This window comes from Methanofollis formosanus, assembly GCF_019633745.1.
Taxonomy (GTDB): domain Archaea; phylum Halobacteriota; class Methanomicrobia; order Methanomicrobiales; family Methanofollaceae; genus Methanofollis; species Methanofollis formosanus.
This window is the reverse complement of sequence record NZ_CP037968.1, coordinates 2,907,719-2,931,985: the sequence shown is the minus strand read 5'-3', so window position 1 is coordinate 2,931,985 and position 24,267 is coordinate 2,907,719. Positions and strand designations below refer to the sequence as shown.

Annotated in this window: 22 protein-coding genes and 1 pseudogene; 7 read left to right on the top strand and 16 right to left on the bottom strand. The window is 62.9% G+C overall.

The window, feature by feature from the left end; all coding sequences use genetic code 11:
- Nucleotides 1-35: 35 nt before the first annotated feature.
- The 10 genes and pseudogenes from E2N92_RS13365 to E2N92_RS13320 all read right to left on the bottom strand — a co-directional run.
- Nucleotides 36-383: pseudogene (locus E2N92_RS13365) on the bottom strand (RNA-guided endonuclease InsQ/TnpB family protein); the annotation flags it as partial.
- Nucleotides 384-551: 168 nt separating this feature from the next.
- Nucleotides 552-1,112, bottom strand: a complete 561-nt coding sequence (locus E2N92_RS13360) for a winged helix-turn-helix domain-containing protein (protein WP_220681633.1) — start codon at nt 1,110-1,112, stop codon at nt 552-554.
- Between the two features lie 153 nt (nt 1,113-1,265).
- The gene (locus tag E2N92_RS13355) at nt 1,266-2,672 is read right to left on the bottom strand and encodes an MFS transporter (RefSeq protein WP_220681632.1); all 1,407 of its coding nucleotides are present in this window, start codon (nt 2,670-2,672) and stop codon (nt 1,266-1,268) included.
- 550 nt (nt 2,673-3,222) lie between these two features.
- The gene (locus E2N92_RS13350; protein WP_220681631.1) at nt 3,223-4,521 is read right to left on the bottom strand and encodes an APC family permease; all 1,299 of its coding nucleotides are present in this window, start codon (nt 4,519-4,521) and stop codon (nt 3,223-3,225) included.
- Entirely contained in the window at nt 4,522-5,442 is a 921-nt protein-coding gene (locus E2N92_RS13345) for an acetamidase/formamidase family protein (RefSeq protein ID WP_220681630.1), read from the bottom strand. It abuts the gene before it with no gap.
- Nucleotides 5,443-5,777: 335 nt separating this feature from the next.
- Nucleotides 5,778-6,557 carry an ABC transporter ATP-binding protein gene (locus E2N92_RS13340; RefSeq protein ID WP_220681629.1) on the bottom strand — a complete coding sequence of 260 codons (780 nt, stop codon included), beginning with the start codon at nt 6,555-6,557 and terminating at the stop codon, nt 5,778-5,780.
- Nucleotides 6,551-7,606, bottom strand: coding sequence for a FecCD family ABC transporter permease (locus E2N92_RS13335; protein ID WP_220681628.1), 1,056 nt, complete (start codon nt 7,604-7,606; stop codon nt 6,551-6,553). Before E2N92_RS13335 ends, E2N92_RS13340 begins: the two co-directional genes overlap by 7 nt.
- A 6-nt stretch (nt 7,607-7,612) precedes the next feature.
- Nucleotides 7,613-8,800 carry an ABC transporter substrate-binding protein gene (locus E2N92_RS13330; RefSeq protein ID WP_220681627.1) on the bottom strand — a complete coding sequence of 396 codons (1,188 nt, stop codon included), beginning with the start codon at nt 8,798-8,800 and terminating at the stop codon, nt 7,613-7,615.
- Nucleotides 8,797-9,270, bottom strand: coding sequence for a hypothetical protein (locus tag E2N92_RS13325; RefSeq protein ID WP_220681626.1), 474 nt, complete (start codon nt 9,268-9,270; stop codon nt 8,797-8,799). The genes E2N92_RS13330 and E2N92_RS13325 overlap by 4 nt, the downstream gene beginning before the upstream one ends.
- 101 nt (nt 9,271-9,371) lie before the next feature.
- A complete protein-coding gene (locus E2N92_RS13320) occupies nt 9,372-10,115 on the bottom strand; it encodes a SagB/ThcOx family dehydrogenase (protein ID WP_220681625.1) in 744 nt (247 codons plus the stop codon).
- A 95-nt stretch (nt 10,116-10,210) separates the two neighbouring features.
- On the opposite strand from E2N92_RS13320, the gene E2N92_RS13750 reads away from it, so the two are divergent.
- The gene (locus E2N92_RS13750) at nt 10,211-11,503 is read left to right on the top strand and encodes a universal stress protein (RefSeq protein ID WP_220681624.1); all 1,293 of its coding nucleotides are present in this window, start codon (nt 10,211-10,213) and stop codon (nt 11,501-11,503) included.
- A 92-nt stretch (nt 11,504-11,595) separates the two neighbouring features.
- Complete coding sequence (locus tag E2N92_RS13310; RefSeq protein ID WP_220681623.1) at nt 11,596-13,242, top strand: bifunctional metallophosphatase/5'-nucleotidase; 1,647 nt, start codon at nt 11,596-11,598, stop codon at nt 13,240-13,242.
- Here the strand turns inward: E2N92_RS13310 and E2N92_RS13305 are convergent.
- Nucleotides 13,219-13,887, bottom strand: a complete 669-nt coding sequence (locus E2N92_RS13305) for a DUF2115 domain-containing protein (RefSeq protein WP_220681622.1) — start codon at nt 13,885-13,887, stop codon at nt 13,219-13,221. The genes E2N92_RS13310 and E2N92_RS13305 overlap by 24 nt on opposite strands.
- 264 nt (nt 13,888-14,151) lie before the next feature.
- Between E2N92_RS13305 and E2N92_RS13300 the strand changes: the two genes are divergently transcribed.
- Complete coding sequence (locus E2N92_RS13300; protein WP_220681621.1) at nt 14,152-14,301, top strand: hypothetical protein; 150 nt, start codon at nt 14,152-14,154, stop codon at nt 14,299-14,301.
- A gap of 298 nt (nt 14,302-14,599) precedes the next feature.
- Here E2N92_RS13300 and E2N92_RS13295 read toward each other — a convergent pair whose 3' ends face one another.
- On the bottom strand, nt 14,600-15,241 hold the full coding sequence (locus E2N92_RS13295) for a hypothetical protein (protein ID WP_220681620.1): 642 nt from the start codon (nt 15,239-15,241) through the stop codon (nt 14,600-14,602).
- A gap of 607 nt (nt 15,242-15,848) precedes the next feature.
- Nucleotides 15,849-16,223 (bottom strand): YigZ family protein, encoded by a 375-nt coding sequence (locus E2N92_RS13290; protein ID WP_220681619.1) that lies wholly within the window; start codon nt 16,221-16,223, stop codon nt 15,849-15,851.
- A gap of 84 nt (nt 16,224-16,307) precedes the next feature.
- On the opposite strand from E2N92_RS13290, the gene E2N92_RS13285 reads away from it, so the two are divergent.
- From E2N92_RS13285 to cutA, 4 genes are all read left to right on the top strand, one after another.
- The gene (locus tag E2N92_RS13285) at nt 16,308-16,844 is read left to right on the top strand and encodes a cupredoxin domain-containing protein (RefSeq protein ID WP_246589245.1); all 537 of its coding nucleotides are present in this window, start codon (nt 16,308-16,310) and stop codon (nt 16,842-16,844) included.
- Between the two features lie 24 nt (nt 16,845-16,868).
- Nucleotides 16,869-17,792, top strand: a complete 924-nt coding sequence (locus E2N92_RS13280; protein ID WP_220681618.1) for a radical SAM protein — start codon at nt 16,869-16,871, stop codon at nt 17,790-17,792.
- Nucleotides 17,793-18,673: 881 nt separating this feature from the next.
- The gene (locus tag E2N92_RS13275) at nt 18,674-19,921 is read left to right on the top strand and encodes a Glu/Leu/Phe/Val family dehydrogenase (RefSeq protein ID WP_220681617.1); all 1,248 of its coding nucleotides are present in this window, start codon (nt 18,674-18,676) and stop codon (nt 19,919-19,921) included.
- The gene (gene cutA / locus E2N92_RS13270) at nt 19,921-20,241 is read left to right on the top strand and encodes a divalent-cation tolerance protein CutA (protein ID WP_220681616.1); all 321 of its coding nucleotides are present in this window, start codon (nt 19,921-19,923) and stop codon (nt 20,239-20,241) included. The genes E2N92_RS13275 and cutA overlap by 1 nt, the downstream gene beginning before the upstream one ends.
- Nucleotides 20,242-20,244: 3 nt before the next feature.
- Here the strand turns inward: cutA and E2N92_RS13265 are convergent, their stop codons facing one another.
- From E2N92_RS13265 to E2N92_RS13255, 3 genes are read right to left on the bottom strand one after another with little or no spacing between them, the layout of a single operon-like run.
- The gene (locus E2N92_RS13265; protein ID WP_220681615.1) at nt 20,245-21,054 is read right to left on the bottom strand and encodes a proline dehydrogenase family protein; all 810 of its coding nucleotides are present in this window, start codon (nt 21,052-21,054) and stop codon (nt 20,245-20,247) included.
- A gap of 37 nt (nt 21,055-21,091) precedes the next feature.
- Entirely contained in the window at nt 21,092-22,660 is a 1,569-nt protein-coding gene (locus E2N92_RS13260) for an aldehyde dehydrogenase family protein (protein ID WP_246589244.1), read from the bottom strand.
- 13 nt (nt 22,661-22,673) lie between these two features.
- Nucleotides 22,674-23,984, bottom strand: coding sequence for an acetyl ornithine aminotransferase family protein (locus E2N92_RS13255; RefSeq protein WP_220681613.1), 1,311 nt, complete (start codon nt 23,982-23,984; stop codon nt 22,674-22,676).
- Between the last annotated feature and the right edge of the window lie 283 nt (nt 23,985-24,267).

The following is a 24,267-nucleotide window of genomic DNA, read 5'->3' as shown; positions in this document are numbered from 1 at the left end:
GCTCCCCCGACTGAAGTCGGGGGCATCCTGGGATGTTACCCCTGAGATTGCAGCCCCAATCTCATACTATTGATCGCCGCGTTCTGGTCGCGATCCATCTCCAGCCCGCAATGCGGGCAGGAATGAACACGATCAGAAAGCGTCTTGGCGACGATCATCCCACATCTGGAACATTGCTGTGATGTATTCCTGGGGTTCACCAGGACCACGCGTGAGCCAGCATCCTCCGCTTTGCTCTCGGTGATCGTGATGAACTGATTCCAGGCAACATCTGCAATGCTTTTTGCCAGATAATGGCTCTGTTCCATTTTTATGACGTTCAGATCCTCGAACACAATGGTACCGAACCGATCCACCAACTTCCGGGAAGTCTGGTGAGCAAAATTGAGTCGTCTTGCTTACATAATGTTATCGGAGGACGGCATTCACCTCCCCACTGAAGTGGGGAGCACTCTGCCTGTTTTCTTCGTAGAGATCATCGTGATGGGTCTCTTCGGCGGGGGCTGGCCGACCCCCCGGAACTCCGGGATGACTTCCTCACGAAAAAAATATCATACCGGCCGTATGACGGCGACGGCCCCATAGTCTTGGTCTTCGAAGACGACCGGGACGGTCCAGACAAAATAGGCGCATCCCTCGCCTTCGAGGAGGTGCCAGGTGTTCTGGTCGTCTCTCTCCCCTCTCATGGCCTCACCGAGGCGGTCGGACGTTCCCAGGAGACGGAGGATCGCACAGGATGCCTTCGAGACGTCTGAACCGGCGACGGCGGTCTCGTCGAGATCGAAGAGATTGCAGAAGTGTGCATTGGCACGCCTCACCCTGAAGTCCGAACCGATCGTAACAGCGGCATCGGGGAGGAACGGGAAGATGGCCGAGACCGGGAGACGGTGGGCGAGGCGGTAGACTCTGGCCGACCCGACGACCTGCATCTCGACCCTGCCGGCGATGACGAGCATGTTCAGGTACTTCGCGACAGAATTGCGGTTGAGGTCGATCTTGCGGGATATGTCGGAGATCGAAAGTCCATGGGTCTCCTCTTCCAGTACGGTGAGGATCCTGATCCTCCCGTCCTCGCATCCTGGTGCCGGGTACGGTTCCCTTTCCTCTTCCATATCCAACTTATTTTCTTTATAGTAACATAAATTGATTAACCTCGCGCTCTGAGATAGAGCCGTTTCAGGAGTGCATCCGCCCCAGGTACGCCGTCGGTGGCTCCGGGAGCGCATGGGCTCTGAAGCACGCCGGGTCCGCACCTCGATTTTTTTTCAGGCCCGGTGCGGATCCTCCCGCACCCGCCCCCGTGCAAGAGAGAAGAAGATCCCGACGACGCAGAGGGCAGCAAAGAGCATGAACGCCAGATTGATGCTCGAGAGGAGGGGAGCGTGCTCGGCCGGGGTGATCGCCACCCGCCCGATGACCACCGAGAAGATCATCATCACGATCCCCATCGAGAGCATCATCCCGACCTGCCTGGAGGTGGCGAGAGTCGCGGAGGCCACCCCGTAGTACCGCTTCTCCACCGAACTCATGATGGCGTTGGTGTTCGGCGAGGAGAAAAGGGCGTAGCCGGTGCCAAGGACGACAAGGGAGATGAGGATGTACGGGACAGGGGTCTCTTCGGTGAGGACGGTGAGCAACGCGAGGCCCGCGGCCGAGAGGGTCATCCCGACCGAAGAGACGATCCTGGGTTCGACCCGGTCGGAGAGGCGGCCGGCCGCCGGGGAGATGAGGGCCTGCACGACCGGTTGGGCCAGGAGGATGAGGCCTGCGGCCTGGGGGTCGAGGCCGCGGTTATACTGGAGGTACAGGGAGAGGAGGAAACTCACCGCAAAGGTGGCGCTGTAGTTGATGAGCGCGGCGATGTTGGAGAAGGTGAAGACATGGTTCTCGAAGAAGAGGCGCACCTGGAGCACCGGGCTCTCGGTGTGCGACTCCTGCCAGAGGAAGAGGAAGATCCCGACGACGCCGACGGCGATGAGCCCGAAGCCCGTCGCTTCAGGGAGGAGGGTGAGGCCGTACATCAGCGCGAGGAGGGTCGTGCCGTAGACGACCGACCCGATCAGGTCGAAGCGTTCGTCTCGGGGCGTCGACCACTCGCCCCTGGCCCGCAGGGTGAGGGCGACGGCGATGAGGCCGAGCGGGACGGTCACCAGGAAGATGCTCCGCCACCCGAGGTGCTGGGTCAGCACCCCGCCGAGGAACGGCCCCATCGAGAGGCCGGTATAGACCGCGGCCACGTTGATCCCGAGCACCCGCCCGCGCTCGCCTGCCGGAAAGACCGCGGTGAGCACCGCCACGGCGGTCACGGCGATCATAGCAGTTCCGACCCCCTGCACCATCCGCAGGGCGATGAGGGCGTTCACCGTGGGCGAGAGGCCGCAGAGGAGCGTCGAGAGGGTGAAGATGGTGATCCCGGTCAGGAAGATCTTCTTCATTCCGTGGATGTCGGCGAGTCGTCCGAAGGGGACGAGACAGATCGCCGAGGCCAGGAGATAGGCGGTCTGGATCCAGCCGAGCAGGACGGCATCGGTCGCGAACTCGGCGCCGATGACCGGGAGAGCGATGTTGATGGACGAACTCATGAAGGGCGTGAGGAACGAGGCGACGGTGGCGATGACGAGAATGCACCGCCGGTCAGGCGCGGTGCATTCCCCAGGTGGACGGACACTCATAATCAGTGAGAAGGGATGGTCTCTGCTCAGATATGAATGCCGCGACAGCGCTGCCTCGAAAAGAAGCATGGCCATGTTGTACAACAAAATTGTCAGGTAACAATTCTGTTATGCTCCATTCCAGGACTACCATGAAAATGATCTCGGAGATCGCCTCTCCGGGTTTTCATGATGATTTGATCATAAGGCTCGATCACCATCTGGATCGAGACTCTTTCTGGCCATCACTACTCTGCCTTCCCTGCTCCAATCGCAAGCCGGGCTTGATGGATGGAGGAAGGCGTGATGATCCGATACGCCGCCCACAGAGAGCATAAAGAATGGTTCCTTGCTCTCTCCTGCCGGGGGGAGACCCCCCGGACCCCCCACGACGAAGATGGGTGGGGGCGGCGATGAAGTGGTCGCCCTATGTGGTGTCCTGCTCCGAAGAGGGAGCAAGGATCCACTCACCAGAGACCACCAGGAATGTTCATCCCGTGTGCTTGAGGCGTGCTCTCGCTTCATGAGTGATTCAACAAAACCCAAAGCCGAGCAAAAGAAAAGAAAAAAATTATTCCACCGGGAGGGTGGTCTTCACCTTGAAACCCCTCGTGATGAAGGCAAGGTACACGATCCCGATGATCACCCAGACAAACCCGATCTCTTTTGCGAAGATGTCGAGACCGTACCAGATCGCCCCGGTGAGGAGGAACCCGATCGCCGGGATGACGGCCAGTTTCGGGGTGCCCTCGATCTTGACGTACCGGTACGCGAGCGAGAGGTGCAGGAGCATGAAGGCCGAGAGCGCCCCGAAGTTGACCAGGGACGAGAGGTCCTGGAGGGTCAGCACGTAGAGGAGCACGCCGGTGACGGCAGCGACGCTGACGATCGAGATGTAGGGCGTCTTGTACTTCGGGTGGAGCCTGGCGAAAGCCGCCGGGATATGGCCCTGGCGTCCCATCGAGAAGAGAACACGGGAGACACTGGCCTGGGCGGCGAGACAGTCGCCGACCCCCCAGGCGATGACCGTGCCGAGCATCGCGAGGATCTGGAGCCAGTCCCCGCCGGCCTCCTGGGCGATGAAGAAGAAGGCGACGTCGGGATCCTCGAAGGTGGCGCCCGGGTGGATAACCGCACCGAAGTAGGTGAGCGAGACGAAGAAGAAGGCGATGAGCGGGATGACCAGGACGACGGCCTTGCTCACGACTTTCCGCGCCTCGACCGTCTCTTCGGCCAGGGTGGTCATCATGTCGAAGCCCAGGAAACTGAGCACCGCCACCGAGGCGCCCGAGAGGATTGCCCCCGCACTGAAGGTCTCCGGGTTATAGAACGGCGCAAGCGTGAACGAGAGCGACGGGTCGGTGATGATCTTTGCCGCGGCTACGATGACAAAGATCGCAAAGACGGCGATCTCGAAGAAGAAGAGCGCCATCGTGACCCGTGCGGCCTGCTTGATCCCGAGGATGTTCAGGATGGTCGTCGGGACGAGGAAGACGAGCGCCCAGAGATAGAATGCCACGCCGGTCGCGGCTTCAAGCCAGAGGGCCGAGACCAGGACGACCAGTCCGGGGATCAGGATATAGTCGAGCAGGATCGCCCACCCGGCTATGAACCCGATATGGGGGCCGAACGTCTCTCGCACATAGGCATAGGCCGATCCGGCCTCAGGGAAACGGCGTGAACACTGCCCGTAGACCCAGGCGGTGACCGACATGACGATCGCAGCGAGGAGGTAGACGAGCGGGACGTGCCCTTCGGAGAGGACGGCGACGATCCCGTAGATCCCCATCGGGGCGATGGGGACCATGGTGATGATCCCGAAGGCGAGAAGATCGCGCATATTCAGGACGCGGTCGAGTTGTTCGGCCATTTATGCCTCCGTATGCAGCGCCTCGAGGAGCGCCCCGAGCGAGACGTGGGTCTTTGGGATACGTACCCGAACGGTCTTTCTCGGGTTGACGAGCTGGCTCACTCCGGCGTCGACGACGAGGCTTGCGAGCATATAGGCGTCCTCCCAGGAGAGGTCGTTGGCCTTCGCAAGGGCGCGGACGGCACAGGCGAACCCCTCTTCAAAGGCCGCGGCCAGGTCCTCGTTGGAGACCAGGATCGAGAAGGCGTCCTCAGTCTCGACGACCGGCCAGGCCGGGGCGAGATCCTTGCAGAGGTCGACTTCCACGGTGACCTCGGCCGGCACCTCGCAGGCGGCGACGCAGGCCTCGCCGTCGCCCATGACCGCATGGACGTCGCCGAGCGCGAGCAGGCCGCCCTCATGGAAGACCGGGAGGTAGAGGGTTGCGCCGGCACCGATGAGCGTGGTGTCAAGGTTGCCGCCGTGCCTGCCCGGGTTGCCGCAGGAGACTTCTTCGTCTCCGGCGACGCCGATTACTCCGACCATCGGGCGGGCCGGGATCCTGATGCCACAGAACTCGACGATGCCCTCGTTCACCGGGCAGCGTCTGGTCGTCGCCTGTTTCGTCAGGGCGCCGAGGACGCCGGCGTCAGGGACGGTGACGATGGTCCCGAAGGCCCCGGGGGCGATATCGAGGATCTTCACCCTGAGGGCGTCGCCCCGTACGGCGCCTTCGATAGCCACCGGGCCGGTTGCCGGGTTGACGCGTGAGAAGTCGATCCCGGTCACGAACTGGTCTTCTGCGGTGATCTGGTTGGAAAAACAGTCCAGAGTTTTGAATCGTACGATGCTTCCCGGTCCGACCGTCTCCACCGTGTTGTTGGAGGGGCCGAAGGCAAAGATGCATCTGTCGTCATGTATTTGATGGAACGAACGCTGCATATGCTTGAAAGCTCCTGGCAGTCATCCATGGGAATGATATACCAGAGTGTGCGGTTGGCGCCGATGCAGGAAATAGAATTCGATTTCTTTCAGTTATGCGGGTCTGGATCGGGGATCTCATCAAATATTGGGGCTGATGTGTTTTTTCGGGGATGTTCCGGAGATTATGACTGCGATTCAAAAAATAGAATGCAAATTATACCTTCAAAGGGATGTCATCCCCGACCTCTCTGCTCCTCCCTTGCCGGGTACCGAGCGCCCCATGGCATGCCATGGCAGGGCACGGGTTCCCGCACCGCCAGGGTGAGGGGGCGCGCAGATCCTCCGTCTTTCTCTCAAAGGTCAGGCCGCGGCCTGAGCGGGAAGATATAGGGCACCCCGTCGCGCTCCTCGACCGCCGCCTCGACCCCATAGACCTCGGCGATGAGGTCGGGGGTGAGCACCTCGGCCGGTGGGCCGCTGGCATGGACCCGGCCGTGCTTCAGAACGACGAGCATCGTGCACGAACGGGCGGCGAGGGTGAGGTCGTGGATGGCCATCACCACCAGGCGCCCGTCGCCCTCATGGGCAAGCCTGCCGACCGTCTCCATCACCTCCATCCCGTTTCTGAGGTCAAGGGCGCTCGTCGGTTCGTCAAGGAGCATGAGCGGCGAACCCTGGGCCAGGGCCCGCGCGACCATCACCCGCTGCCGCTCCCCGCCGGAGAGGTCGCGGAGCCGTCTGAAGGCGAACGCTTCCACCTTCAACGCCTCCATTGCCCTCACCACTGCCTCCTCGTCCTCCTCGCTCACCCGCCAGGAGAGGTGCGGGCGGCGCCCCATCAGGACGGTCTCGTAGACGGTGGCGTGCGAGTGGTTCGTGATCCCCTGCGGGACATAAGCGACCCGTCTGGCGACCTCGGGCCTGGGAAGAGAGGCTACAGTCGCTCCGTCAAGGAGGGCCGTTCCCTCTGGTCTGAGTATCCCGTCGATGCACTTGATCAGCGTCGTCTTGCCCGACCCGTTCGGGCCGACGAGTCCGACCACTCCCGGGCTCTCCGCAGCAAACCCGACCCCTTCGAGGACCGGTCGGTCGCGGTACGAGAAGGAGAGGCCTTCCACCTCAAGCCTCACCACCCGGCGTCCCTCCTGCGCATGAAGAGATAGATGAAGAACGGGACACCCAGGAAAGCGGTCATGATCCCGACCGGCAGGACTGTCGGGGCGAGGAGGGTCCTGGCCAGGCTGTCGGCCCCGAGGAGGAGGAGCGCCCCCACCAGTCCGGAGGCCGGGAGGAGGAACCGGTGGTCGGTGCCCACCACCATCCTGGTGATGTGTGGGGCGACGAGGCCGATGAACCCGATCGTCCCGGTGAAACAGATCACCGCCGCGGTGAGAAGCGAGGCGATGAACATGAAGATGGTCATCGAGCGGTTGACCGGGACGCCGAGGCTCTCGGCGATCTCGTCGCCCTCGGCCAGGGCGTTGAGGTCCCAGGCGCGGTAGACGAGGTAGGGCATGCAGACCAGGAGGAGAGCGGTGACGATCCCGAGTTTCGGCCAGGACGACCGATCCAGAGACCCGAACATCCAGAAGACGACCTCCTGGAGTTCGTCGGCTGTTCCCAGGTACTGCAGCAGCGAGGTGACCGCCGAGAAGAGGTACATCAGAGCGATACCGGCAAGGATCATCGAGGTGGCCCCCATTCCCCGGTACCTCGCCATCGCATAGATGATGAAGGCCGCGAGGAGCGCGAAGAGGAAGGCGTTCCCGACGATGAGATAACTTCCGCCGACAAAACCGGCGCCGAGGACGATCGCCACCGAAGCGCCGGTCGAGGCGGCCGAGGCGATGCCCAGGGTGAACGGACTTGCCAGCGGGTTCCTGAGGATCCCCTGCATCACCACTCCCGCCACCGCGAGTCCGAACCCGGCGGCGACGGCGAAGAGCACGCGGTGGAGGCGGAAGTCCCAGACGATCGTCTTCGCCAGATCTGATGACTCAAAAAAGTCAGGAAAGAGTCCGGCGAGGACGGCGCGATAGGCCTCGGCGACCGAGAACCCAGCGCTCCCGAGGGTGACGGCCACACCGATCAGGGCGAACAGAGCCAGAATGGAGGAGAGAAAGAAGACCGCCCTTTTACGCCGGGCGGCCGCTATTTCTTCCCTGAGTGCGTCTGGTGTCATGGGGGATCAGGGGTAGACAAAGATCCTGTCGGCTGGATCGATGTCCAGGTGCTGGAACTCCTTCAAGTAGGTGCGGTGGAGGGACTGTGGGTCGAGGGTCGAGGCAAGATCAGGATAGTACCACTCGGCAAGGTAGGTCATCCCGATGAAGTGCTGCGGGCCGCCGAAGATGTTGTTGTGGAGGAGGTGGAGACGGTCGCCCTTCACGGCGGTGAGGCTCTGCCACCCCGGCCGCGCGGCGAGGGAGTCGTAGACTTCGGCGACCTTCTCGTTCTCGGTGTCCGCATACCCGCCGTATGGGTAGGCGCCTTCGCCGATGAGTTTGACGATCACGTCAGGATCGGCGGCGATGACCGCTTCGGGGTCGACCTCAGGGTAGTCGGTCGGGAGATCTGAGAAGATGTTCTTCCCGCCTGCCAGGGTGATCTTCTTCTCATATCCTGACCCGGCCGATCCGGTTTTGTAGTCCTTCCAGTTCTCCAGATAGACCGTGGGACGCTCGCCCTCAGGGGCACCGGCGTTGGCGGCCGAGAGGTTCTCGAGGGCACCGGTATAAAAGGTGGCGAAGCGTTCGGCCCTGGTCTCCTTGCCAAAGATCGTGCCGAGTGCCAGAACCTCGTCGGCATAGGTCTCAGGGGTGAAGCAGTCGAACCTGAAGACCTTCACGCCAGGGATCGAGTCCTCGAGTTTTCGCTGGATCTCGTCGCAGGACTCCTTGCTGGTGGTGGCGTACAGGAAGACGGTGTCGGGCTGAAGGGTGATCACCTGCTCGTAGTCGGGGGACCAGATACTCCCGACCACCGGGGTCCCCCGGTACTCGGGGAAGAAGGACTCCCGCTCTACGGAGTACTTGTCCACCCCGACGACCAGGGAGGGATCCACGCCAAGGGTCCGCATCGTCTCCAGGGTCTCCCCGTTGAAGACGACGACCCGCTTCACCGGCCCGTCGAGGGTGATCTGCCGGCCGGAGAGGTCGGTGACGGTCCGCGATTGTTTCGACGGGATGGCGAGGTGGGACGCGGCCCCCTCTACGGTCGCCAGGTCAGGGGCGTCCTCTCCACCGGTGAGGAAGGAGAGGACCATCCTGACAAACTCATCTTCAGAGACCGTGTCGGTCGGGGCCTGGAGGGCGGCCGCCGGCGCGGTGGTGAGGAGGAGGAGAACGAGAAGAAGAGTGAAGGTCCCTGCTCTCACTGACGCCGCCCCCTTGCGATGATAAGGCCGGCAAGCACGGCGATGAGGAGAGCCGGGGCCGGGCCTGGCGAACCTGCGGTCTCGGTGGCCCCCGCCCCGTCGACACCGATGCGCGAGGGCTGGATGGTGCCGTTGAGCCGGTTGACGAAGTCATACCATTCTCCCGTGATCTCGCCGCTTCCCTTTTCGGGAGCGACGATCTGGTAGGATACCGAGGTCTCGTTGAGCAGGGCAAAACAGATTCTGTCCTCATCGGCCGCCACCCGGTCGGCCGGGAGACTGCTCCCTGCAAAGGCGAAACCGGGTGGCAGGTGCTCGACCACCCCTCCGGCGGCGATCTCCTCAATCGACAGGGTGACATCCACCACACTCCCGGCCTCGGGTGCCGGGGTGCTGAGGGTGCGCTCGACATCGGCGGCACCGGTCAGGCAGGGGAGGCCGGTGAGGCAGATGCATAGGAACAGGATCAACACTTTCCGCATGCGTATCAGTCCAGATGTACGTGATTCAGCTATGACATCACGGGTTAGAAACTTTGTGCTACTCGGTCAGAATAAAAACAGTATGAGTATTACCCCTTCTGCCCTACCGCGGCGGCGTAGATGGCGAAGAGCCTCTCACCGTCGAGGCCGAGGAGAGCATTGAGGGCGTCGTCGTCGAAGGCGGCCATGGCACAGACCCCGCACCCGACGGCTTCGGCACCAAGATAGAGGTTCTGGCAGGCATGCCCGGCGTCCATGAAGATGTACCGGTAGCCCCGCTCGCCGTACCGCCAGGTCATCCGGGAGATGTCGGCCGCCCAGAGGAAGACGACGGCGGCGTTGCCGACCATCGGCTGGCTGATCAGCGCCTCCTCGACGGCTTCGGCAGCGTCCTCAGGGGCTTCGATCTCTGAGAGACCATGTGAGAGGGCTGCATAATGGTACAGCCCCGGTGCAAGCCCTTCCACCTGATTTATGAGGAGATAAGTCTCCAGAGCGTGGCGTGCCCCGGCCGACGGCACGGTCCTGAAGGTCCAGGCGTCTCTGTAGACCGAGGTCACACCCTGCGAGCACCAGAGAAGGTACGAGAGGGTGGCAAGCGGCAGGGGTTCCGGAGCATAGGTGCGAACGCTCCGTCTTCGGGCGATCGCCTCGACCAGGTCGACCGGCCTGAGGTCGGCATCTTCTGGAGGCGGGAGCGATGTCACCGGCCCGGCATGCGGGCGCTCGAGCGGCGGTTGCGGCCTGCCGAGCACCTGGTCTGACGGTGCGAGGTACACAAACTTCGTCTCTTCAAGAAAGGTACGTCCGGTACGGCTCATTGTTCTCTGCATGGGCACACCCGTACCGGGCAGGCATGAAAAGATTTGCGCCGGATCAGACCAGAGGGTATTTAGCCGGAGAGGCCCCCACCCGGTATCGAGGGATTATGGTTTCCTGGCTCTTTGATCGGGTGGTCTTTGCAACAGATTTTTCTCAGAACGCAGAGGAGGCGGGAGCGGTGGTGCCTCTCCTGCCGCGCCTCGGGCGGGTGACGCTGCTCCATGTTCTCGGGCCCGGGGAGGAAGGGCGACCGTGGTTCGCAGGTCAGTCGTTGCAGTCGCCCGAGGAAGCGGCGGAACGGGCGCTCTCAAAGTGTGCCGAAGCGTACCGGAGGACCGGAGTGAAGGAAGTCGGGTACCGCATTGTCCGTTCCGGGGACGGGGTGGTCGCCACTGCGGTCCTGACCGCGGCCAGGGAGGAGGAGGCGACGGCGGTCGTCGTCGGCGCCCAGGGATACGGACTCATCGGCACGCTTCTTCTCGGGAGTGTCTCGACCAGGGTGCTGGAGGAGGCAGGGGTCCATGTGGTGATCGCCAGGGACGGCGCCGAAAGACAGCGTCCGGGAAACACTCCGGTCCTCTGCCCGGTGGCCTTCGGCCGCCCGTCACGAGAGGCGGCGGCACTCCTTCCCGCCCTCGGGGCCGATGAGGTGGTGCTCCTCCATGTGCTCACGAGTGGTCATAGCGTGGAGGAAGAGCAGGCCGCCGAGGAGGAACTCGCGAGGTTGAAGAGTCACCAGGAGTCCTGCGGAATCGAGGTGCGGACCCTTCTCAGGACCGGCCGGCCCTCCGACGAGATCGTCAGGACGGCCAGGGACGCAGGGGCCGGGCTGATCGTCATCCCTCGTCTTGGCAGGACCGACTATATCAGGAACATCCGGATCGGGAGCACCGCCCTGGCCGTCGCCAGGAAGGCGCCGTGCTCGGTCCTGGTCCTTGCCCGGCCCTCCGACCTCCACGAGGAGGTACGTGAACTTGCGCCCGAGGAATTCCCACTCGCCGAGGATATCTGGACCGGGTACCACGGGCAGACGGCCGACCCGGCGACCGACCGGATCTTCGGGCTCTTTGTGGAGGGGACGCTCGCGACAGTGGCCAGGTGCCGCCGCCACCCCGACGGTCTGGAGGTGGACGGCGTCTTCACCCCCATGGAGATGCGAGGCCGGGGGTATGCCAGGAAGGTCACCGAAGCGCTGGTCGGTGCCTGCGGCGGAGAAGACCTGTACATGCACTCGACCCTCCAGCTTGTCGAATTTTACGGGGACTATGGTTTTGTCTCCATCCCCGAATCCGACCTCCCCTCCTCGATCAGGGCGCGGTTCTCCTTCGCCATCGGCGACCTTGAAGGGGCGAACGTCCGGCCGATGATGCGCCCGGCCTCCGACGGTCTCCCTGAATAATACTCCGGCACCTGCCGGAGAAAAGACCAACTATTATTTTCCGGCCTCCCCCACTGTAGAGGGTGAAAATACCGTCCGCTCTCTCTCCCAGCATGAAGGCCGTACTGCTCCTCCTCGCTGTTGGCCTCCTCACGCTCTCGGTCTATGGTGCGGCGTCGCTCCTCTCCCATGAAGGTCCACGAGAGATCGCCATCATGACGACGGCCGACCTCCACGGCCACATCTTCCCCTACGCAAACGACACCGGCGCGAGCGTCGGGGGCATCGAGCGGATCGCGAGCGCGAAAGATGCGATCGCAGCAGATGTCGACGGATGGATGCTGCTCTCGGCCGGAGACGACCTGACCGGTCCGCTGTACGCCACCTATGGCGGCGAACCAGAACTGAAGGCCATGAGCCTTGCCGGGTATACCGCGGCCTGCCCGGGCAACCACGAGTTCGACTATGGGGTGGCACATTATCTGAATGCCACCCGCCATGCCGGGTTCCCGCTCCTCTCGGCCAACCTCGAGATCGGCGACGCCGACCTCGCCGCGGTCATCAGGCCCTCTACAATCGTCGAGGTCGACGGGATCAGGGTCGGGCTCTTCGGCCTGATCACCCCCGACCTCGCTCTCATCACCAACCCCGGCCCGAACGTCGCGGTCGACCCCGACTATGTGGGCACGGCCAGAGACGAGGTGAAGGTCCTCAGGGACGAAGGCGCCGATATCGTCGTCACTCTCTCGCATATGGGCGCGGCCTGCGACGAAGACCTTGCACGGCAGGTCGAGGGGATCGATCTCATCGTCGGCGGGCATGACCACACCTATGTCTGCGAGAGCGTCGACGGCCCGGACGGGTGGACGACGCTCATCGTCCATGACGGCAGTCAGGGCGAGTGTCTCGGTGTCCTGAGGTGCACGATAACCGACGACGGGATCGAGGACTGGCAGTGGGAGACGGTGCCGATGGACGAATCGGTCGGGTCCGACCCGGCGGTCAGGGAGTATCTCGCGCCCTTCAGGGAGGCGATGGAAAAGCAGGAGCAGGAGGCGATCGGCGAGAGCACGGTGCCGATCGACGCCGTGAAGGCGCACCTGCGCACGCGGGAGATGCCGCTCGGCGACCTGGTCGCCGATGCCTGGCTGGCATGGTTCGACAAGGCCGAGGTCGCCGTTGTCAACAGCGGGGGGATCAGGGGCGACCGCGTCTTCCCGGCAGGCCCGATCACGCGGGGGATGCTCGCCGAGATCTTTCCGTTCGGCAACGAGGTCGTGGTCGTCAGCATGAACGGGACCGAGGTGCGCCGGATGTTTGAGATGAGCGCATCGGCCCTTGGCCCCGACTTCGAGGGCATTCAGGAGTCGGGGTTCCTCCAGGTCGGCGGGGTGCGGGTGGTGATTGACCCTGCGATGCCTGCCTATGCCGCGGTCTATGATAAAAAAGCGGTCCAGGAAGTGCGGTGCGAAGGCTCACGGGTGCAATCGGTGCTGGTCTGGAAAGACGGGGCATGGGTGCCGGTCGCGGACGAAGGCGTGTACACCGTCCTGGTCAACGAGTATATTGCGGGAGGAGGGGACGGGTATGCCCTCTTCGCCGATATACCGGAGGAACGAAAACTCAGGACCGGGATCAAGGTCATCGAGGCGGTGGAGGCCTATGTCAGGGCCCGTTCGCCCCTCGCCCCGGTCACCGACGGGCGGTTCGCCACCTCTGCCGGATCAGGTTCTTTCTCATCCGTGGTAGTGCCGGCGTGACTTTTCGATGACCCCTAATTTTTCGATCCTCTCCATCTCGTCCCGGCGGTGGAGGGAACAGACGCCGGTGTCCTGCCGCGCCGGGCAGTACGGGCAGAGGGAGAAGGGGACATCACCTTCCTTCTCCCTGACCGGACAATAATATACCTCGCCCTCGGCGTAGACTTCAAGCCCGCCGGGGAACGGCGTCCCGACCGGGTGGGCGGGGCGGCCGCGGACGTACATGGTGTAGGCCGCAAGGAGATACTTGAGGAAGAGGAGGTCGGGCTCTTTCCCGGCCGCCACCCTGGCCCGGCAGGCCTCCGCGACCATCTCCGCGTAGGCAGGGAGGGAGGCGTCCACCGGGCCATCTTCAAGGTTCTTCTCGCCCCGGCAGGTGAGGGCGAGGTCGTGGTACGCCCCCATCACCTGTTCCTCCACCTTCGGCAGGAGGCGGCGCCGGTATCCTGGCTCGAGGTCTTCGGTCTTTCTCCTGAAGTTCCCCATCATCGCCCGCAGGTCGGTGACCTGGAAGAAGGAGACCCCGCGGCCGACGACCGCAAGGAGGTCACGCTTCGTCTCCGCACCTTTCATCTCCGCACAGATCGTCTCTACTTCTTCCGGGGAGAGCAACGTCCCGCTCTTCTCCCGGGTCGGGGCGAGCACCTCCTCCCACATCGCCGGCCCGGGAGCCGGGGGCGGCGTGATGCTCTTCGGTGAGGAGCGACAAAAAAGTCTGTTGAGGAATTCTGGTCCCACAGAAAAAAGTCGGCGCCCGGTGGAGAAAAGAGTGCGTATCCGGGTCAAGGGGATAGTAGCAACTTGGCCCCGCAGTTGGGGGTCAGGTTCACCTCTTCGCTGTCGGCCAGAATCCGCACGACGAAGGCGACATCGTCGGCGACCGGGCCTGGGAGGGACAGAGGTGTCGTAGTGGGTGCAGACCACGACGGTCAGGTTGCTCTCCCCCTCCTTCATACCGACGACATTCCAGGTCGTGACCAGGTCTCCCGCCGGCATCCTGGCCGGGCATGGCTCCAGCGTGACGGTGAGTCCGTGACTCTCCATGCTCCTGACTATTGAGGCGGTGGCCCCGGCATCTTCGAACCCGACAGTCTGTACGTATCCGGTCAGGGCGATCAGGGCGGTCTGCCGACGCCCCGAAGGTAGGGACGAAGAAGAGCAGCAAGAGAAAGAGAGCCCTATTCACCGTCACGGTCGAGAAAAACCCGAAATGGAGCGTATCTAACTGCAGGGGCAGGGTGCGGGTCTGGTGGTGCATCCGGTCCCTGCATGGACGCCGGATCGACGTCCGTGTTCTGAGATCTGTTTCTAGAATTATATAGCAATTCTGAGCTATTTCTATACAGGCAGGGCGCTCCTAGGCAGGGCTGACGGGACTATCTGGACGCGGATTTTGCGGATCACTCTTTCTATCATTCGGCCACAAATCGGGTACCAATTTAGAATAGAGCTTGATTTCATCATTTTTCTGGTCATATCCGATGTACACCCTCTCACCCGCTTCCTCCTCAAACTCCCAGAAGTACGGCATGACCGGTTCGCCGCCGGAGACGCTCACCATGCGTGCCTTCCATTTCCCACCGGTGTAGCCGGCATTGCGGAGCATGAGGATCGCCGCCGTGAAGGGGGGGTGCATCCACGCGACGGTCCCTGAGAGGTCATGTCTCCATTGAGAAAAATCCGGTGTTCCGTTTTCAGAGACGGAAATTTGTGCGACCGCCGTGACCTCTTCCCGATGGAACGGGACCAGATAGAAGTCGCGGATATTCCGGTCCAGCGACCGCACCAGAGTGGCATCGCCGGCGACGGCGCCGGTAAGGTTGGAGGTGAAGTGCCGTTCCGCCTCTCTGACGACCGCCGGAATCTCGTCGGGCGGGACGATCTCGAGCGAGACCTGCGGCCCTCCGTGGCCGGGATGGAAGACGAGGAGGACACCGAGACCGACGAACGCCACCACGAATGTCAGGAGGAGTGCCGTAGCGAGAAGCCTGAGTTTCATCTGAAGTCACCTTTCAACAGGCGGCGATATTATTTTCTTAAATATATATTTTTTTGATGCATGTTGCGGAAGTTGCTAGTTTAAACCTATCCTGTTCTGTAAACCTGCCCTCACGGAGGGATCGATGACGGCGTATCCCAGGCCGTTCCACGTCCTCGTGCCCGGGGTTGCAAATCCAGGTTCTCATCTAAATTGGGCTCTGTTGAATCGGGCATGAGCCTGGGGTTCATGCTGAATTACCATGAAAATGATCCTGACGGCCCTCTCTTCAGGTTTGCATGAGAGATTTAAATCACTATATTCCGTTGAAGCCAATACGCAGATTATAGAGAGTTCTTCTGATGGATCGGCCGCACAATCGTCGAGATTTACATGCCAGCTCGCGCCAGGGGACGGCATGATGCTCGACTTCGATTCGCTCCTAGAACGGAAGGATGAGGGTCAAGAATCGATCCAGTTCTGAGATGATATTTTCATCACGTATGCTTGAGGCGGGCGCTCGCCTCATGAAAAATTCTACAAAGCCCAAGACCGGGAGAGACTTCAGGGATATGATCTGAGAGTGTTTCTGGTATCAGGTGTTTCCCGGCGCACCACCAAAACCCTCTCATCCCTCATGCAGATAATACTCGGCCACACTCTCACCGGCGTCCCTGAAGGCCCTGGTCACCCCGCCGGGGCCGAGCTTGATCCCGCCGAAGAGTCGGGAGACGACGAGAGCGTGGTGGTCGAGGGCATGTTTTTCCAGGACGCCGAGGATGGCCTTGCCCGGATGACCGACCTCGCCGTCGTTTTTGGTGGCCTCGACCGGGTCTCTGCCCGGCAGAAACCGCACGGCAGAACAGTGGTGGGCGGCCTTGCGGTACATTTTTCTGTGGAGGTCGAGCACCTCCGCAATCTCGTCGGGGTCGTCGAGGGCATAGAGGTGGGCGTAAAAGCGCGATCTTTTCACCTCGGTCTTCACGGCAGCGAGTTCGCGCATCACTCTAGGGTTCGATGCCCCGGCATATAGAGAAGCCCGAAAGATATATGAACTGGTATAGCCCTGTGCGGCACCATGCATGCTATGGTACGCTTGCTGGCACTCGCCGCCCTGGTCGCCCTGGTCATGGCGGCCGGGTGTACGGGGGAACCAGGGACGACAACACCCACGCCGACACCTATAGAGACGACCGTGACCGAGACGGTTACCGAACCCGTAACCGAGACCATGACTGAGACCGCAACCGAGACCACCGTTGAGGTCGTGAACGAGACAACGAATGAGACGACGAACGAGACCGAGACCGAGGAGATCGTGTCCTCAGGGGAGAGCGTTACCTTTGACCTGAGCGCCCTGAACAACCAGTTCAACACCGACGAGATCAGCGTCCCGGCCGGGGCGCCGGTGATCATCAACTTCGACAACCAGGACGAGGGGGTCGACCACAACTTTGCCGTGTACGAGACCGAAGCCGCTGTCGAAGTGATCTTCCGCGGCGATGTCATCACCGGCCCGGCCCAGATCTCCTACACGTTCACTGCACCCGAGGAACCAGGGGACTACTTCTTCCGCTGCGACGTCCACCCGGCACAGATGACCGGCAGGTTCGTCGTGACCTGACCAAACACCGCCAGGTTCTCACCAATGGGAGAGAGGGAGGCCTCATACCTCTCCCTTCTCAGGAGCGGGGAACTTGCACGCCGGGCCGAGGCGGCCCGGGCGATTCTCTCTGCCTGCACGCTCTGCCCGCGGCAGTGCAGGGTCGACCGTCTCCATGGAGAGCGGGGATATTGCCGGAGCGGGGCAGACCCAAAGGTATCGAGTTTCGGGCCGCACTACGGGGAAGAGCCAGAACTTGTCGGCCGGTACGGTTCGGGGACGATCTTTTTTTCCAACTGCACGATGCGTTGTGAATTTTGTCAAAATTATTCCATCAGCCAGGAGGGCGCCGGGTATGAGGTCTCCTGCGACGACCTTGCCATGATGATGCTCGCCCTCCAGCGACGGGGCTGTCACAATATCAACTTCGTCACCCCGACCCACTATGTTCCCCAGATCCTGGGGGCGCTGGTGATCGCCGCCGGGGCCGGGCTCTCCGTCCCGCTCGTCTACAACACCGGCGGCTACGACTGCGTCCATACCCTCAAATTCCTCGACGGAGTCTTCGACATCTACATGCCCGACGCCAAGTACGGCGACGACGAGACCGCACGCCGTCTCTCCCATGCCCCACACTACACCCGACACATGAAGGCCGCGCTCCTCGAGATGCACCGGCAGGTCGGCGACCTCGTCGTCGACGACGAGGGAGTCGCGGTGCGGGGCCTGATCATCCGCCACCTCGTCCTCCCCGACGGCCTGGCCGGGAGCCGCGAGGTCTTTCGTTTCATCGCCGAGGAGGTCTCGCGGGATGCGTACGTGAATGTCATGGACCAGTATCGCCCGATGTGGCATGCCGCCGCGGAAACGGCGCCGTGTCAGGAGAGTCTGGGGCGTCCGTTGAGGGTGGAGGAGTACGAGGAGGCGGTGGCGGAGGCGCGGCGGGCGGGGTTGTATCGGGGGTTTTGATGGGCCGGGGGTGTCCGCCCCCTCCCGATCAAGAATTTAGGGATATGCTCACTATGAAACAAATTTCATCAGATAAGCATGAGCAACGAGTTTATGCTCGATTCAATACAGTCCTCAAATCGCTGATCATGGGCTGAAACGCCTCAATCATGTTGATCGCACCTCCGTCAGCGGGTACAGACGAACCGGCCCACGTTTCCCCCGTGCTAGATCCCGAATTTTATTTATTGGGGCATAATACGAACCGATCCCAGGTATATCAATTTGAAACGGCCCATAATTCCGTGAAATCATCCCAACGACCCCTGCAGTCAAATCGACGATACGAACTGTGCCCCCTGTATTTAGGACTGTATATCGGCTCGAAACGTCGATTGGAAAAATTCGGGTCGAAATTTCAACGACCAGATCTCCTGTGGTAGACCTGACGACGCGCGGAACTGAAAATTTAGATTTGTTGTGTTGTGTCAAAGCAACCGCCCCCAATTCTGCCGTACGGCGGCGTTCGACGTCGGATCGATCGAGGATCCGGTGAAGGTTATCCTAATAATATGACGGTCAATACCGTCCGGTACTGATTTTAGCACTTTTTCACGCTCCTAATCCCGATTTGCTGAGGAATTATAATATTGTAAAAAATAATTTGACGTAATAATACATGAAGATAGATTGACCAATTAATGCAGTATGTATGTATTTTCGATTTTTGATGATTTTTAGTCGGCCGATATGGATCGATCTGGCATGTTGTGCTATATTGTGCAGTATGTAAATTTTTTCCTCTTGCTACAATTTGAATTTGGTAACCAAGGGGCGCGCAGTGAACTCCCCCACCCCTCGACACCATATTTATCTCAGCGCGCGAGAATGCTGCCCTCACTATGAGCACGACCGGGCTCCTCGAAACCATCATCAGGCATGTCTGCACCTGCGTCGCCGACCTCGGACTGGACGCCGAAACCGAAGCCGCCCTCACGATGCCGATGCGCGAACTCCATGTCTCCATCCCAGTCAGGATGGACTCAGGGAAGATCAGGGTCTTCGAGGGGTTCAGGGTCCAGTTCAACGACGCACGCGGGCCCACGAAGGGGGGGATCCGCTACCACCCCGACGAAAGCCTGGAGTCGATCCGGGGGCTTGCGGCGATCATGACCTGGAAGTGCGCCCTCCTCGGCCTCCCGCTCGGCGGGGCGAAGGGCGGCGTGGTCTGCAATCCCAAGGAACTCTCCGAGGCCGAACTCGAACGGCTGAGCCGGGCCTATATCAGGGCGGTCTCCAGGTTCATCGGGCCCGACGAGGATATCCCCGCACCCGACGTCTACACCAACGCCCGGGTGATGGCCTGGATGATGGACGAGTACTCCAGAATCGCCGGGAGAAACGCCTTCGGGGCGATCACCGGCAAACCACTCTCGGTCTGGGGTTCTGAAGGCCGCGTCGACGCCACGGCAAGGGGCGGGTGGTACGTTGTCGAAGAGGCCGCAAAGGACGCCGGGATCGACCTTGCCAGGGCGACGGTCGCGGTCCAGGGCTTCGGGAACGTGGGGAGCCATGCCGCCCGCCTCGCCTCCATCCTCACCGGGGCGAAGGTGGTGGCGGTGAGCGACAGTCAGGGTGGGGTGATGAACCGGGAGGGCCTCGACATCAACCGCCTCATCGAGCACAAGCACGCCACCGGGGGGGTCGCCGGTTTTCCGGGCGGCAGGAAGGTGAGCAGCGCCGACCTCCTCACTCTCGACGTCGACCTCCTCATCCCTGCGGCCCTCGAGAACGCGGTCACCCAAGAGAACGCCGGGGAGGTGCGGGCCGGGATCGTCGCCGAGTTTGCGAACGGCCCGGTGGCCGTGGCGGCCGAGAGCGCCCTTGAAGAGAACGGGGTGCTCCTCCTCCCCGACATCCTTTGCAACGGCGGCGGGGTGGTCGTCTCGTACTTCGAGATGGTGCAGAACGCCACCCTCGACCACTGGGACGAGGCTGAGGTCGACCGGCGACTGCGCAAACAGATGAAGGACACCTACCATAGCGTCCACGAGAAGGCCCTCATCTCCGGCACATCGCTGCGCCGGGCGGCCTACTCCATCGCCGTCACCAACACCCTGGACGCCATGCGGACGCGGGGGTGGGTCTGATGGACACTGAGTTTGTCGTCGTCCTTTGCACCGCCCCGTCCGGTGACGCCGAAGAGATTGCCGGCCTGGTCGTCGAGAAACGGCTGGCCGCGTGCGTGAGTCTCTTCGGGGTGGGGTCGGTCTTCTGGTGGGAGGGGAAGATCACCAGCGAGCGCGAAGAGCTCCTGGTCATCAAGACGAGAGGCGATCTTCTCCCCGCCCTCACCGCCACCCTGAAGGGAGCGCACCCCTATGATGTCCCTGAGATCATCGCCCTCCCGGTCATCGGCGGCGACGCCGACTACCTGGCCTGGGTCGCCGGCGAGACACGGGAGAAATGAGCATCAGGGGAGCGGCATCCTCCCCAGTGCCCGCAGGGTCGCAAGGTAGCGACGCCGCCGTTCCACATAGGCCCCCGCCGCCTCGCCGAAGGGGAGGTACTCCCTCACCTTCCACCCCTGCCCAGCCATCTGCTCTTTTGTCCGGTCGGCCAGCCCGGTCAGGAAGGCGAACTCGACCTGCTCCTTCGAGGCGCCGCCGGCATGGAGGAGCCATGCCACCAGGTCGGGGTCGTGGGTGCCGACCGAGAAGGGACGGCCTGAGGCGATGAGCCTGGCGGCGACACTTTTGAACCGGTCCTGGACCTCGAAGAAGTCGTCGGCGTCCCCGAGGTACGCTCCCTTCACCAGGCGCGGCCTGGTCCCGGTCACTGCGAGGTGCGAGAGGTCGTCGACCGTCCGGTCGAGATAGGCCTGCACGGCAAGGGTGAGCGGGGGCTCGGCGGTCGCACACCGATACGCCGCCTCCATCGCGAGGTCCACCAGCCCCCGTCCCTCCATATCGAGTTCGATGGCGACGCCGCGCCGTTCGCCCTCGCCGACGATTGCGTCCAGTCGCTCGAGCGCACCCTCGGGATCGATGACCCCTCCCAGCGCAGTCAACTTCACCCCCACCGCGGCGTCGAGTTTGCGTTTGTCGGCGGCACGGACGGCTGCATTATATTCAGACGCCCACCTCTTCACTTCGTTTTTGTCTTTTGCAAACTCCCCGATCGGGGTCAGCGTGCACACGATCCCCTGCCCGTTCCTCTCCCGGCACCTCGCCACCGCCTGCTTCAGGTCGGGGAGGTGCCAGCGTTCCATGGCCAATCGCATGCCGGTGAATAGCAGGGGGGCCAGAAAAAGGTGGTGGTCAGAGGCCGTTCTGGCTGCTCTGCGCCTGCTCGCGGAGGTACGAGAGGAGATAATACGGCCCGCCGACGCCCTTCCCCGCCGACCCGCTCGCCTTCCACCCGCCGAAGGGTTGCACGCCCGGCCACGCCCCGGTCGTCGCCCCGCCCTGCCGGTTGGCATAACAGACCCCTGACCTGATCCCATCAAAGAAGGAACGCACCTCCTCCGGGTCTTCAGCAAAGATCCCGGCGATCAGACCGTACCCGGTATCATTGGAAAGTCGAACCGCCTCATCCAGAGATGCGACCGGTTGCACACAGAGGAAGGGGACGAAGAGTTCGTGCTTCATCAGGGGGTGGCTCTCGGGGAGGCCGGCGACGACCGTGGGCTGCACATAGAATCCGCGGGCCAGGGCACCCTTCTCCAGCACCTGCCCGCCGGCCAGCACCCGCCCGCCGTCCTGCCGGCATCTGGCGACCGCCGCCTCGAAGGTCTGTTTTGCCTGCGCCGAGATGAGTGGCCCCATGAAGACTTCCCGCTCCCGCGGGTCGCCGACGACGATCTCCCCGGCCCGCCTGATAAGCATCCTGGCAAACTCTTCGGCGACCTCGTGCTGGACATAGACCCGCGAGGTGGCGCTGCACTTCTGCCCGCCGTACCCGAATGCGGCGCGGGCCACCCCTTCGACCGCCTTCTCCAGGTCGGCCGTGCCGGTGACGATGCAGGGGTTCTTGCTCCCCATCTCGGCCACCACCGGTTTCGGGTACGCCTGCCGTGCCAGGAAGGTACGCATCAGCCACATTCCCACCTCACGTGACCCCGTGAAGGCGATCCCGTCGACCGCCGGGTGGGCGGTGACCACCTCGCCGAAGGGGTGGCCGGGGCCGGTGACCAGGTTGACGGCGCCGTCCGGCACCCCCCCTTCGACAAAGGCCTCATACAGACGGATGCCTGAGAGCGGGGTCTTGCTCGCGGGTTTGAGCACGACCGTGTTGCCGGTGAGGAGGGCCGCCCCAGCCGCCCCGGCCGCGAGGACGAGCGGGAAGTTGAAGGGCGATATGACCGCCCAGACCCCGTGCGGGCGCATCACGCTCCGGTTCGTCGCCCCCGGCACCTCTGGCCGCATCGGGACGACGAACCCGTCCGCCCGCTCATAGAGGTCGCAGTGGTACCGTATCATGTCGACGGCCTCCCCGACCTCGGCGACGGCCTCGGCCCTGGTCTTCCCGGCCTCCATCGTGATGAGGGCGGCGAGGTGGTAGACCTCGCGTTCGAGGGCCGTCGCCGTCGCCCGCATCGCCGCCACCCGCTCGGCCGGGTCGGTCCTGCTCCATGCCGGGTATGCGTCCCTCGCCACCTCGACCGCCGCCTTCGCTTCCTCCTCGCCGGCCTGCTGGAAGTGGCCGGTGATCACCTCCTGGTCGACCGGCGACCTGACTGCAAACTCCCGTGTCGTCGTAAACTGTTTCCCGCCGATGAAGAGCGGGTGGCGGTGGCCAAGCCGGCTCTCCAGGTCGGAGAGGGCCGCCTCATAGGAGGCATGCATCCCCTCGTCCGATTCCAGGCTGACATAGGTAACTTTTCTCATCTTCATCAACTCCTCAGAGGCCTTCCATCGCCTCGTCCAGAACCGCAAGCCCGGTCCTGATCTCCGCTTCGTCCATGACGAGCGGCGGGGAGAAACGGATCACCGACTCGCCCGCGGGGAGGAGGGTGAGTCCCCGCTCGAACGCTCGCACCAGGGCGCGGTTCCTGGTCTCCCGCGCCGGCACCCTGCTCACCCGGTCCTCGACCAGTTCGATCCCGGCCATCATCCCGACCCCGCGTACGTCCCCGACGACCTCGTGGCGTTCCTGGAGCCGGCGGAGCCCGTCGAGGAGCACGGCCCCGGCCTCCCTCACGTGCTCCCCGAACCCTGGCGCCTGCATGATCTCGAGCACCGCCAGTCCCGCGGCGCAGGCCACATTGTTTCCGCCGAAGGTGCTGGCATGCGATCCCGGCGGCCAGTTCATCACCTCCTCTGACGCGACGGTGGCGCCAAGCGGCATCCCGCCACCGAGGGCCTTGGCCAGACAGACGATGTCGGGGACGACGCCCCCGTGCTCGGAGGCAAGGAACCGCCCGGTCCGGTAGCACCCGGCCTGCACTTCGTCGGCGACCAGGAGGATCCCGTACTCGTCGCAGAGTTCCCGCAGGCCCCGCAGGAACCCGGGCGGCGGGACGACATACCCTCCCTCGCCCTGGATGGGTTCGACAACGATGGCCGCCACCTCCTCAGGCGAGACCTCGGTTCTGAAGACTTCCTCCCTGAGGTACCTGACCACGTCGACGGCGCAACTCACCGATTCGAGGCCGAAGGGACGGTACGGGTCGGGGTACGGGGCATGGATCACCGGCAGGAAGGGGCCGAAGTGCTTCCGCTGGATCACCTTCGTCGCCGTGAGGCTGAGCGCCCCATAGGTCCTGCCATGGAAACCGCCGTAGAAGGAGATGAAGTACTTCCGCTTCGTGTGCCGGCGGGCAAGTTTGAGAGCGGCCTCCACGCTCTCCGCGCCCGAGTTGGAATAATAGACCTGATCGAGTCCGTTGGGGAGCATCTTCACCAACTCCTCGGCAAACCGAACCGGCACCTCGGAGCAGAAGTCGAGGAACGCCCCGTGCGACAGAAGCCCCGCCTGTTCCCGCACCGCCTCGACGACCGCCGGGTGGTTCCACCCCACGTTCATCACCGAGATCCCGGCCGTGAAGTCGAGGTACCGGTTCCCGTCCACGTCCCAGAGGTTGGTGCCCGCGGCCCGTTCGATGACCAGCGGATACTCCCTGGCCATCGACTGGGAGACGACCCGCCGGTCCCGTTCCAGAACGGCCCGGGCACGCGGTCCCGGGGGTATGGTCGTGATGAGCGGTTCCATGGTGGAGATATCGCGTGGGTATATAATAATGAGCACATGCCGAAATCGATCAGAAGGCTGAACCGCCACGCGGATCAACGGGGTTGGTTCCGGAATTGTGCGGGGGAGAAAAACCTGATCACGCTCCTCACGACCGGGAGGCGGTTGGGAACACCACGGCCCGCTGCCCCCGGCACCGATGTTTGGGAAGGCACGTCGATCAGAACGGCCGCCCCAGATCGTCGAATCTTCACCATTGTCTCGCGCCGGGGGGAAACCCCCCGGACCCCCCACGACGAAGATA